Here is a 12,003-nt window from a genome sequence, read left to right as displayed (position 1 = left end):
TCATCCCCGGTCGAGCGGCGCGGCCGGGGCGGCGGGGGCGTGCCCGGGGATGTGCTGGACGCCGATCCGCTTGCGGAACACCCAGTACGTCCAGCCCTGGTAGAGCAGCACCAGCGGGGTGAAGACCGCGGCCACGACGGTCATCAGCTTCAGCGTGTACGGCGAGGAGGCCGCGTTGGTGACGGTCAGGCTCCAGCCGTCGTTCAGGGTGGACGGCATGACGTTCGGGAAGAGCGCCAGGAAGAGCATCGCGACGGCGGCCACGATGGTCGCCCCGGAGAGGACGAACGCCCAGCCCTCGCGGCCCAGCTGGTTGGCGGCCAGGGCGCCGACCAGGGCGAGCACGGCGACCACCAGGGCGACCAGGCTGCGCCCGTTGCCGCTGTGGCCCTGCGTCCAGACCAGGAAGACCAGCGCCAGCACCGCGGCGGCCAGCCCGGCCCGCAGCGCGGCCCGGCGGGCCCGCTCACGGATCTCGCCGACCGTCTTGAGCGCGGCGAACACCGCGCCGTGGAAGGTGAACAGGGAGAGCGTCACCAGGCCGCCGAGCAGCGCGTACGGGTTCAGCAGGTCCCCGAGGCCGCCGACGTAGTTCTTCTGCGCGTCGATGTCCACGCCGCGCACGATGTTGGCGAAGGCCACGCCCCAGAGGAAGGCCGGCAGGAGCGAGGTCCAGAAGATGGCCTCCTCCCAGTTCCGCTGCCAGCGGGCGCCGTCCCGCTTGGCCCGGTACTCGAAGGCCACGCCGCGGACGATCAGGCAGACCAGGATCACCAGCAGCGGGATGTAGAAGCCGCTGAAGAGCGTCGCGTACCAGTCCGGGAAAGCCGCGAAGGTGGCGCCGCCGGCGGTGAGCAGCCAGACCTCGTTGCCGTCCCAGACCGGGCCGATGGTGTTGATCAGCACCCGCCGCTCGGTGGTGTTCCGGGCCAGCGGCTTGGTCAGGATGCCGATCCCGAAGTCGAAGCCCTCCAGGAAGAAGTAGCCGATCCACAGGACCGCGATCAGCACGAACCAGACGTCGTGGAGTTGCATGTCAGATCCTCAGTTCCGCAGTTCCGCAGTGGTCCTCAGTAGGCGAAGGCGAGCGGCTTGTCGGCGTCCTCGTCCGGGGACGGTCCGCGCAGCGAGGGGTCCTTGGTGGGCGGCTGTTCCGTCACCACCGGGCCGGCCTTGGCGTACTTGACCAGCAGCCGGACCTCGACGACCGCGAGGATCGCGTACAGCGTGGTGAAGGTGACCAGCGCCCCGATCTGGGTGCCGACGCCCACGTTGGGGGAGACCGCGCTGGCCGTGGTCATCAGGCCGAAGACGGCCCAGGGCTGACGGCCCATCTCGGTGAAGATCCAGCCGAAGCTGTTGGCGATCAGCGGGAAGCCCATGGTCAGGATGCCGATCCGCCAGCTCCACCTGGTCAGCAGCGGGCTGAGCTCGCGCCCGGGGGTGAGCATCAGCCGGGGCACCTCGGTGTCGCCGGTGCGGAACTCGGGGCGCAGGAAGAGCTTCCTCCGGGTGGTCCAGAGGCCGATCAGGCCGGCCAGGAAGGAGGTCATCCCGAAGCCGATCATGAGGCGGAAGCCCCAGTAGGTGACGAAGATGCTCGGGATGTAGTCCTTGGGGTCCCCACCGTGCGCGGCGGCCTCGGCGGCCGCGGTGTCGTTGATGCCGGGGACGGCGGAGCTGAAGTCGCTGTGGGCGAGGAAGGACAGTATCCCGGGGATCTCCAGCTCGACCGAGTTGTGGCCCTTGCTGACGTCGCCCACCGCGAAGATCGAGAACGGCGCGGGCGCCTGGGTGTCCCACAGGGCCTCGGCGGCGGCCATCTTCATCGGCTGCTGCTCGAACATGACCTTGCCCAGCTCGTCGCCGCTGAGCGCGGTGCCGGCGCCGAAGACCACCGCGAGCACCAGGCCGAGCCGCAGCGAGGTGCGCATCGAGGCGGTCCTCTTCGGGTCGGCCGTCTCGGGCTTGCGCTTGGCCTTCCAGAGGTGGAAGGAGGAGATGCCGACCATGAACGCCGCGCCGGTGAGGAAGGCGGCGGTCAGGGTGTGGGCGACGACGGTGAGGGTGGTGTTCTGGAACAGCACCTTGGCGATGTCGGTCAGTTGCGCCTTGCCGGTGGCCGGGTCGATCGCGTAGCCGACCGGGTGCTGCATCCAGGAGTTGGCGGCCAGGATGAAGTAGGCGGAGAGCACGGTGCCGAGGGCGACCATCCAGATGCAGGCGCAGTGGATCTTCCTCGGCAGCTTGTCCCAGCCGAAGATCCACAGGCCGATGAAGGTGGACTCGAAGAAGAAGGCGATCAGCGCCTCCATCGCGAGCGGGGCGCCGAAGACGTCACCGACGAAGCGGGAGTAGTCGGACCAGTTCATGCCGAACTGGAATTCCTGGACGATCCCGGTGACCACGCCCATCGCGATGTTGATGAGGAAGAGCTTTCCCCAGAACTTCGTCGCGTGGAAGTACTTCTCCTTGTTCGTCCGCACCCAGGCGGTCTCCAGACCGGCCACCACGGCGGCCAGGCTGATCGTGAGCGGAACGAAGAGGAAGTGGTAGACGGTGGTGATGCCGAATTGCCATCGCGCGATGGTCTCGTGAGCGATTGCCAGTTCCACGTCGCCCTCTCTCCAGCCTGCCCGTGTGATGACGGGCGCATTCCGGACAAACATCTTCTATAGCCGTGGACCGCCGACGAGCCACGCAAGCTTGTCCGCTTGTGAACGTGAACACGTTCACAAGGCTCAGTATCCACCATCCTTACGGGGGAACCGCAGGTGGGGTGGCGTACACGGTCCTGTGCGATGCGTCACGGTTTACGTCACGGTTCGCGTCGCGGTGCGCGGGCGGCTCGCGGGCGGTGCGCACAGTCTGCGGACCGGCCCGGCCGGAGGCAACGAACGACCGGGCGGATGCCGTCCCGCTCTTGGCCGAACCGGCGCTTGACAGGCCGACGCCCCGCTCGCGTCGGCGGGCGGGGCGTGCTACTGCCTGACAGCTCCGGTCAGGCGCGGCCGAGGAGCTGGGTGCCCGAGGTGGAGCCGGCGCGGGCGGTGAAGAACTCGGTGAAGCCGTGCAGGAACTCCTCCCGGGTGATCCGCCCGTCCCCGTCCGCGTCCAACTGGCGGAACCCGTGCGACAGCTCGGCCGGGTGCACCCGCGCGCCGCCGAACACCACGCGGTACTCGTCGAACTCCAGGAAGCCGCTGCCGTCGGTGTCCGCCGCGGTGAACACCGCCCGCAACGCGGGCAGCAGCCCCTGCTCCAGGTAGGCCTCGTCCCGGTCGCAGCCGGCCAGGGTGGCCGCCACGAACTCCTCCCGGCTGACCCTCCCGTCACCGTCGGCGTCCATCGCCGCGCGCAACTGCTCCCACCAGCCCTCGAAGGCCCCGTGCACCCGGGCCTCCCCCGCCTCGTCCAGCTCCAGCTGCCAGCACACGTTGTGCGCCATCGCCCGCAGGTCGTGCACGGTGATCGAGCCGTCGCCGGTCTGGTCCAGCACCTCGCGGAAGAACCGGTCCAGCCGGGGCCCGCGGGTGTCCCGGTCCGGACGGTAGCGGCGGGGCGGCCGCTCCTCCTCCGCGGAGCGGTAGCGCAGCCGGTCCGGCAGGAGCCGGACGAGCGCCCCCGCCCCGCGGTGCAGCACGAAGGACAGCACCGCGCCGCGCCGGGTGGCGGCCAGCCCGAACCGCTCCCGCACCGCCGGCGGCAGGTCCGCCACCGTCAGGTCGTGGATCACCCGGGCCACCACGACCCGCACCACCCGCCACCCGGCGTCCCCGAGGAACCACAGCCGCCGCGGCCGGGGCGCCTCCCGCAGCAGGTCGCCCAGCAGGTAGCGCCCCGCGTCGGTGAACTCCAGCCTCTCCCGGGCGTACCGGGCGAAGTAGGCCGGCAAGTCCTGCGCCGTGGCGGGCAGTTCACCCTCCGGCAGGCCGAAGGCCGCGACCGCCTCGGTGAACTGCGCGTACGCCTCCTCCAACTGCCCCGCGTCGTACGGGTCCCCGCCGCGGCGCCGCATCTCGACCACGCACTCGAAGAGCGTCAGCAGCACCCACGCCCTGGTCCCGGCGTCCCGGGCGTCGTACGACCGCCCGTCCGGCGCCGTCCCCCGGATCCGCTTGTGCGCCCGCTCCAGCCGGGCGACCTCCCGCGCCAGCGACTCCGCGTCCTGGTAGAACAGCCGCCGCCCGCTCCCCAGCGTGTGCTCCACCCGCCGCCACGGATGCGCCCGGTACGTCGAGTGCTCCGCCATCCCGGCCCCCACCACCGGATCCGCCCCCTGCAGCACCAGCAGCCGCCATGCCACCAGCAGGATCCGCCACTCGGACAGGTCCCGCTTGAACGACACCGAGCGGTCGGCCACTGCGCGGTCAGTCACGGCGCTCGCCGGTGATCTCGGGGCCGATCACGAAGCCCTTGGCGGGGCCCTCGGGGATCACGGCCTCCTTGCCGTAGGGGATGCGGGCGGAGTACTCGTAGGCGCGACGCTCGCGGTCCGGTCCGGTGAGGATGGTCACGATGCCACCGTCATCATGGTCATCGATGATCACGTACACCGGGATGCCTGCGGCGGCGTAGGCGCGAACCTTGAGGACGTGGTCGCGCTTACGGGCCTCAGCACCGGGAGAAACGGTCTCGACGACCAGCGGTACACCGGAAGCCAGTACCCCCACGCCCTCGGGGTGCTCGATCTCATCGACATCGTCCGGCGCCACGAAGACATCCGGAATGAACACCTTGAGGCCGGCAATGACGTTGCCGTCCTGCGCAGGCCCGTACCCGGAACCCCTCAGATGGTCGTACAGAGCCCGCCCCAGCCGCCTGTTGACAGTGAAGTGACGAACTCCGCCGGTGGGTGACAACGTGATCGTCCCCTCAATGATCTCCGCGTGGAAGCCCTCGGGTACGTCCATGGACTTCCACGCCTGCCACAGCTGCTGGTCCAGGTTCACGACGGTCCTCTCGGCAACGAGCGCGCTCATGGGGACACCCCTCTTCCCGTCCAGTGTGATCAGCCCGTGCGAGTCCGCACAAGCAACGGCTGCACGGTCGCACACGACCGAGGGGCCGACCGGGTGAACGGGGTCCGGTTCACCCGATCGAGGAGTTTCGGGGCCGGGAACGGCGGAACCGCAGGACGGGCGGGGCCTGTCCTGCGGTTCCGGTGGGGTGCGGGGCGGTTCGCGGCCTCCTCCCGAGCGGGCGCGAACCGGGGTGGGTCAGCGGGTGGTGCGGGCGGCCGGCTTGCGGCGGGAGACGTAGAGGGCGGCGGCGCCGAGGCTGATGGCGAGGCCGGAGCCCAGGGCGAGGTACGGGGTGGCCGGGCCGGAGCCGGTCTCGGCGAGCTCGGTGGTCGAACCGGTGGTGGCCGCCTGGGTGGTGGTGGCCGCCTGGGTGGCGGAGGTGGTGGTGGCCGTCGTGGTCGAGGCCTTGGTGGTGTCCGAGGCCGGGGTGACGGTGGTCGGCTTCTCGACGGGCTTCTCCACGGGCTGCTCGACCGGCTTCTGCACCGGCTGCTCGACGGGCTTCTCCACCGGCGTCTCCACCGGCTTCTCGACCGGCGTCTCCACCGGCTTCTCGGCGGCCGCCTTCGCGTCGGCGAGTGCCTTGTCGGCGGCGGTCTTGGCCGCCAGGGCCGCCTTGGTGGCCTCCTGGGCGTCGACGCCGCGCATGAACGCCGCGACCTTGGCGTCGTCCATCGCGGTCTCGGCCGCGGTCACGGCGGCCTTGGCCTTCTCGACCACGGCGAGGGCGGCGTTGGCGGCGTCGAACGCCTTCAGCATCCGCTCCCTGGCCTTGGGGAGGTCCTCCTCCTTGGCGGTGCCGTAGGCCTGGGCCGCCTCCTCGGCCTCCTTGTCGGTGGCGGCCTTGGCGGTGGCGGCCTTGGCCGCGGCCTCCTTGGCCGCCTTGAACTTGCCGAGGTAGGGCTCCGGGTTGTCCATGAAGGCGGAGGACTCGGCCTTGACCTTGGCCTCGTTGGCGACGGCGGCCTCGTAGGCCTTCGCGGCGTCGGCGGCGGCCTTCTCCAGCTCGGCGATCGAGCCGCTGTCGCTCTGGGCCCGCGCCACCGGGGCCGTCCCCGCGAAGGCGGGTGCCGCGGAGAACACGGCGGCGGGCGAGAGCACGGCGGCGAGGACGGCGGCCGAAACCAGGGAACGGCGGAGTTTCACGATGACCTCTTTCGGGTCGGAATGAAAGCAGAAGCCTCGGTCCGGACAGGTCGTGCCGGCCGGGCAGAGCCGATCATAGGCAGACGCTTTCTTGACGCTCCATGCCGGATTCCGGCAATGAGCGCGCCCCGAATTCTCCTGTTCGGCAACAGAATTGACGAGTCGACATTTCCTCAGGAATCCCGGTCGCCGTGATCGGGCAGTTCGACCCGGAATGTCGCGCCCTCGCCCGGCGCGGTGTCCAGGGTGAGGGTGCCGCCGTGCGCCCGGGTGAGGGCGGTGGCGATGGCGAGGCCGAGTCCGGCGCCGCCGCCGTTGTCCCGGCTGCGCGAGGCGTCGACCCGGAAGAACCGGTCGAAGACCCGCTGGGCCTGTTCCTCGGTGAGGCCGGGGCCGGCGTCGGCGACTTCCAGCAGGCAGACTCCGTCGGGCCCGGCCCCCACGCCGATCCGCACGGGGGTGCCGGTCGGGGTGTGCTTGACCGCGTTGCCGACCAGGTTGGTGACCACCTGCCGCAGCCGTGCCTCGTCGCCGAGGACGGGCGCCGCGCCGGGCGACCCCTGGCCGGCGGGGCCGGTGAGCGCGACCGGCCGGCTGGGGTCGAGCGCGGTGAGGTCGTGCAGCGCGTCGGCGGCGAGGGTGCGCAGGTCCATCGGGGCGAGGTCGAGCGGCCGTTCCTCGTCCAGCCGGGCGAGCACCAGCAGGTCCTCGACCAGGGCGCCCATCCGGTCAGCCTCGCTCTCGATCCGGCTCATGGTGCGCGTGACGTCCGACTCGGTGGGCAGCGCGCCCATCCGGTACAGCTCGGCGAAGCCGCGGATCCCGGCCAGCGGGGTGCGCAGCTCGTGCGAGGCGTCCGCGACGAACCGTCGCATCCGGGCCTCGGACTCGGCGCGGGCCGCGAAGGCCGCCTCGATCTGGGTGAGCATCCCGTTGAGCGCGTTCGACAGCCGTCCGACCTCGGTGCCCGGGGAGAGTTCGGGCATCCGGTGCGACAGTTCGCCGGCCGCGATCCGCTCGGCGCCCTCCTCGATCCGCCGCAGCGGCCGCAGCCCGGCCCGGACGGCGAAGAAGCCGAGCGCCGCGATCAGCACCAGCACCGCCCCGCCGATCGCCAGGAAGGAGGTGTTCAGCTTGCCCAGGGTGGCGTCGATGTCCTCGCGGGAGACGGCCACCATGACGTACGCCGGGGTGACCGGCGAGGCGAACACGCTGGTGCCGCCGGCGGGCTGGCGGGGCGCCTGGAGCGGCAGCACCAGCACCCGCCAGTTGTGGTTGCCGCGCTGGTCGGGCAGGTCGAAGGGGACGTCGGGGGCGGTCCGGGCCGGGTCCAGGCCGGCCAGCTGCGGCGCCGGGTCGCTGTCCGAGACGGGCTGGCGCATCACCGCCTGCACCTTGCCGTCCGAGGACAGGTACTGCACCAGGTACTGGCTGGGCAGGCTGACCCGCCGCCCGGTGACGGCGGGCCGGTTGGGGTCGGGCGTGGCCATCCGGCCCGGGGGCTTGCGGGAGAGCGGCGGCCCGTACCGCTGGAGCTGTTCGTCCAGCTGCTCCACCAGCTGTGCCCGGACGGTGCCGAGCACGAAGGCGTCGCTGACCGCGAGACCGGTGGTGACCAGGGCGAGCACGAGCACCAGCAGCCGGGCGCGCAGCGACAGCCGGCGCAGGGACAGCCGTCGTGAGGACGAGCGCTGCGACGACGGTCGTGAGGAGGAGCGGGCGAACACGTGGGCCGGTACCGGTCAGCCCTGCGGGGGGCGGCGCAGCGCGTAGCCGATGCCGCGCACGGTGTGGATCAGCTTGGGGCCGTGCGCCGGGCCGGAGTCGAGCTTGCGGCGCAGGTAGGAGATGTACGACTCGACGATGGAGAGGTCGCCGCCGAAGTCGTAGGCCCAGACGTGGTCGAGGATCTGCGCCTTGGAGACCACCCGGCCGACGTTGGCCATCAGGTAGTGCAGCAGCTTGAACTCGGTCGGGGAGAGCGAGACCGGGGTACCGGCGCGGGTGACCTCGTGGGCGACCGGGTCGAGGCTGAGGTCGGCGACGAGCAGCCGGCCGTCCTCGGCGGGCCCGCCGGCCCGGCGCAGGATGGCCCGGATCCGGGCGATCAGCTCTTCCAGGCTGAACGGCTTGGTGACGTAGTCGTCCGCGCCCGCGGCGAGCCCCTGCACCTTGTCGCCGACGCCGTCCTTGGCGGTGAGGAAGAGGACGGGCAGGTGGTCGCCGGGGTGCCCGTGGGCCGGCCCGGCTATCTGGCCGCGGCTGGTGCGCTCGCGCAGCTTCTCGACGACGGTGAACCCGTCGAGGTCGGGGAGCATCACGTCGAGCACGACCAGGTCGGGGCGCTCGGTGGCGATCAGTTCGAGCGCCTCGGTGCCGCTGGCGGCGGAGGCGACCCGGAATCCGGAGAAGCGCAGCGAGGCGGAGAGCAGTTCGCGGATGTTGGGCTCGTCGTCCACGACGAGCAGGAACGCCTCGCCCTGGCCCCCGGCCACCGTGGAGCCGCCTGGTGTGGTGACAGTGCCTTGCACGGGGCTTTCGCCTCCTGGTCGGACGATGACGTTGAGCATGAGGCTAGCCCTCGGAGGCTATGCGGCATGGATGAATGTTGGATTAACACCTTATCGGTCGGTTTTACGACGACAAGGCCATAGAGGGGCGCTCGATGGTGTGCGGACGGGCGTGAACACGCCCAGTACGCCCCCGGGAAACAGTGCCCGCCCCCACGCCCCGAGCGGTATGACCTACCTCACCCCCGGACCGGCAGGAATTCCACCGGCGTCGCCGCCTCCTGCGCGACCCGGATCCGGTGGCGCGCCGAGAAGGCCAGCTGCCGACAGGCCGCCGACGACCGTCCGACGACCGCGGCCACCTCGGCGAACGGGTACTGGAAGACGTCGTGCAGGACGAAGGCCACGCGTTCGGCCGGCGCCATCGACTCCAGGACGACGAGGGAGACCATGCCGACCGACTCGTCCAGGGTGATCACGTCCGCCGGATCCGCCGCCGCGACCGGCCCGGCGCCCGCCCACTCCCGCCGCACCCGGTCCGAGCCCAGGACGTTCAGGCAGATACGGCTGGCGACCGTCGTCAGCCAGCCGCCGGGCGAACCGATCGCCTCCCGCTCCCGCCGGGGCATCGCGTACCAGCGGGCGTAGGTCTCCCGCACCACGTCCTCGGCGTCGGCCGACGAGCCGAGCAACCGGTACGCGAGGTTGATCAACCGCCGCCGCTCGCCCATGATCGCGCCCACACCCTGTTCCGGCAGCCCGTTCACTCCGTCGCTCCGCACCGCGCTCCCCACCCCTTCGCCTCGCCCTCGGTGGTCCCCTCACCCATGCGACAGGACAGCACACCGGAGTGTGACGCCCTGGACGCCGCACCCCGTTCCGGCGCGTCCCGATCCGGCCCGATCCGACGGCTTCCGGCCACCGCGTCACGAGATCCAGGCGCCGCAGGCCGAGTTCACCGACGCCGTGACGATGCGCGAGGCCGTCAGGTACTGAGAAACACCGAGGAAGGCCAGGGACGCGGAGAGCGCAGGAAGTCGGCCGGGCCGACTTCCTGCGCCGAGCCATCCGTACCCGCGGCCCTACGGCTCCAGGCGGTGCGGCCCCCGGAAGAGGAAGGTCGCCTCGCGGATCGACGGCAGGCCCAGGGCGAGCATGAGCAGCCGGCCGAGTCCCAGGCCCAGACCGCCGTGCGGCGGGGTGCCGTACCGGAAGCAGTCCAGGTAGCCGGAGAGCGGCCCGGTGTCCATGCCCTTCTCCCGGGCCTGGGCGACCAGCCGGTCGTAGCGGTGCTCGCGCTGGGCGCCGGTGGTGATCTCCACGCCCTTCCAGAGCAGGTCGAAGGACTCGGTGACGGTCGGGTCGTCCTCCGGCCGCAGGTGGTAGAACGGCCGGACGGACGCCGGGAAGCGGGTGACGAAGACGAACTCGTGCCCGGTCTCCTCCGCGATCAGGGCGCACAGCGTGCGCTCGCCCTCCGGGTCGAGGTCCTCCTTCACCCCCGCCGGGTCCCAGCCCGCGGCCCGCAGCCGGGCCAGGGCGTCCGCCATCGTGATCCGGGGGAACGGCAGTTCCGGAACGACGACCGGGGTGCCGAAGTGCTCGGCGACCGCCGCACCGTGGCGCTCGGCCACGGCCGCGAGGACGCGGTGCAGCATCCGCTCCTCGAAGGCCATCACGTCCTCGACGCCGTCGACCCAGGCGATCTCGACGTCGACGCCGGTGAACTCGGTGGCGTGCCGGGAGGTGAAGGACGGCTCGGCCCGGAACACCGGCCCGATCTCGAAGACCCTGTCGATGCCGCCGGCGATCGCCATCTGCTTGTAGAACTGGGGGGATTGGGCCAGGTAGGCGGTACGGCCGAAGTAGCCGACCTCGAACACCTCGGCGCCGGACTCGGAGGCCGTGCCCATGAGCTTCGGCGTGTGCAGCTCGGTGAACCCCTCCTCGGCGGCCACCTCGCGCATCGCGCGCTCGACGGTCGTCTGGACGTCGAACACCAGGTGCTGGGCGGGGCGCCGGACGTCGAGGAAGCGCCAGTCCAACCGCTGGTCGATGCCGGTCTTCTCGTCGATCGGCAGCTTCGGCTCGGCGAGCGAGACGATCTCCACCCGGGACGGGACGATCTCCAGACCACCCAGCTTGACCTGCGGGTTGGCGACGACCCTGCCGGTGATCTTCACGGCCGACTCGACCGTCACGCGCTCGAAGGCGGCCTCGATGGCGTCACCCTCACCACCGCGCGGATGGGTGACCTGCACGAGGCCGGTGTGGTCGCGGACCAGGACGAACTGGATGCGCCGCTGCAGCCGCAGCGTGTTCACCCAGCCGTAGACGGTGACCGTCTCCTCGATCCGGGCCTGGAGGTCTGCGACGAGGGTGCGCGACATAGCGGCAACTCCCTGGGTTGCGGGCGCGTTGGTCGCGCCGACGACGGGCGGTAAACGGCCGCCCGGGGGACGCGCCCACCCTAGGCGGTCCCGCTCGCCGCAGTCGCCCGCATTTCTCCCGGCGGTTTCTCCCGGCAGCCCGGTGCTCACCCCCGCTCGGACGTCCAGCCCTGCGCGTGGAGCCGTGCGACGCCGTCGAGGAGGAGGTCGAGGGCGAACTCGAACTCGAACTGGTCGTCGCAGCCGCCACCGACGACCGACGCCCCGTCGTGGGCCCGGCCGGCCGTGGCGATCTCGACGATGTGCGGGTACCGCTCCGCCATCGCCGCCATGGCCGCCAACGCCCTTTCGTCGACGTCGACGTCGCCGCCTTCGCTGCCGCCGCCGGCCCCCGGAGAGGCGACGGACAGCTCCTGGGTGAAGCCCCAGACCCGGCTGCCCAGGGCGTGCATCGCGTGGTGGGTGAGGTCGACGGACAGGCCGCCGCGCCGGAACGTCCCGATCACCGAGTCCAGGTAGTCCAGCACGGCCGGTGTCGGAGTGCCCCGGGACTCGATGACCCGCAGCGCCCACGGGTGCCGCAGCAGCGCCCGCCGCGCCGACAGGACGCGCGCCCGGACCGCGAACCGCCAGTCGGGGCCCTCGGCCGGCGGATCGATCTCGCCCACCACCAGCTCGACCATGCCGTCGAGCAGCTGCTCCTTGTTCGCCACGTGCTTGTAGAGCGCCATCGGCACGACGCCCAGCTCCTGGGCGAGGCCGCGCATGCTCAGCCCCTCGTACCCGGACTGGTCGGCGCGCGCGACGGCCGCCCGCAGCACGCGGTCCCGGTTGAGCGGCTTCCGGCGCTCGGTGTCTGCCTGTTGGGCCATGGTCCCGCCGATCTCCCTTGACAGGTGTACGGGGTACACCCTAGCGTCCTCGACGAAGGTG

9 protein-coding genes and 1 pseudogene are annotated in these 12,003 nt (G+C 71.5%); all 10 read right to left on the bottom strand.

Annotated elements, in window-relative coordinates:
- The gene (gene cydB / locus IE332_RS02490; protein WP_189913355.1) at window positions 1–1,035 is read right to left on the bottom strand and encodes a cytochrome d ubiquinol oxidase subunit II; all 1,035 of its coding nucleotides are present in this window, start codon (window positions 1,033–1,035) and stop codon (window positions 1–3) included.
- Between the two features lie 35 nt (window positions 1,036–1,070).
- Entirely contained in the window at window positions 1,071–2,615 is a 1,545-nt protein-coding gene (locus IE332_RS02485; protein WP_189913354.1) for a cytochrome ubiquinol oxidase subunit I, read from the bottom strand.
- 386 nt (window positions 2,616–3,001) lie between these two features.
- Window positions 3,002–4,378: an EF-hand domain-containing protein gene (locus IE332_RS02480; protein ID WP_229928231.1), complete on the bottom strand. Its 1,377-nt coding sequence runs from the start codon at window positions 4,376–4,378 to the stop codon at window positions 3,002–3,004.
- Window positions 4,371–4,982 (bottom strand): Uma2 family endonuclease, encoded by a 612-nt coding sequence (locus IE332_RS02475; protein WP_189913353.1) that lies wholly within the window; start codon window positions 4,980–4,982, stop codon window positions 4,371–4,373. The genes IE332_RS02480 and IE332_RS02475 overlap by 8 nt, the downstream gene beginning before the upstream one ends.
- A gap of 237 nt (window positions 4,983–5,219) precedes the next feature.
- Window positions 5,220–6,170: an LAETG motif-containing sortase-dependent surface protein gene (locus tag IE332_RS02470; protein ID WP_189913352.1), complete on the bottom strand. Its 951-nt coding sequence runs from the start codon at window positions 6,168–6,170 to the stop codon at window positions 5,220–5,222.
- A 173-nt stretch (window positions 6,171–6,343) separates the two neighbouring features.
- The gene (locus IE332_RS02465; protein ID WP_308437513.1) at window positions 6,344–7,897 is read right to left on the bottom strand and encodes a sensor histidine kinase; all 1,554 of its coding nucleotides are present in this window, start codon (window positions 7,895–7,897) and stop codon (window positions 6,344–6,346) included.
- Between the two features lie 15 nt (window positions 7,898–7,912).
- Window positions 7,913–8,701 (bottom strand): response regulator transcription factor, encoded by a 789-nt coding sequence (locus tag IE332_RS02460; RefSeq protein ID WP_229928230.1) that lies wholly within the window; start codon window positions 8,699–8,701, stop codon window positions 7,913–7,915.
- 245 nt (window positions 8,702–8,946) lie between these two features.
- Window positions 8,947–9,411 (bottom strand): annotated as a pseudogene (locus IE332_RS02455) (sigma factor); the annotation flags it as partial.
- Window positions 9,412–9,762: 351 nt separating this feature from the next.
- On the bottom strand, window positions 9,763–11,070 hold the full coding sequence (aspS, locus tag IE332_RS02450) for an aspartate--tRNA(Asn) ligase (RefSeq protein WP_189913350.1): 1,308 nt from the start codon (window positions 11,068–11,070) through the stop codon (window positions 9,763–9,765).
- A 146-nt stretch (window positions 11,071–11,216) separates the two neighbouring features.
- Window positions 11,217–11,942, bottom strand: a complete 726-nt coding sequence (locus tag IE332_RS02445; protein WP_189913349.1) for a TetR/AcrR family transcriptional regulator — start codon at window positions 11,940–11,942, stop codon at window positions 11,217–11,219.
- Window positions 11,943–12,003: the final 61 nt, after the last annotated feature.

The organism is Kitasatospora xanthocidica, from assembly GCF_014656195.1.
In the GTDB taxonomy this organism is placed as follows: Bacteria; Actinomycetota; Actinomycetes; order Streptomycetales; family Streptomycetaceae; genus Kitasatospora; species Kitasatospora xanthocidica.
Note: the sequence above shows the minus strand (reverse complement) of the source record. Positions and strands in the feature narration are given on the sequence as shown.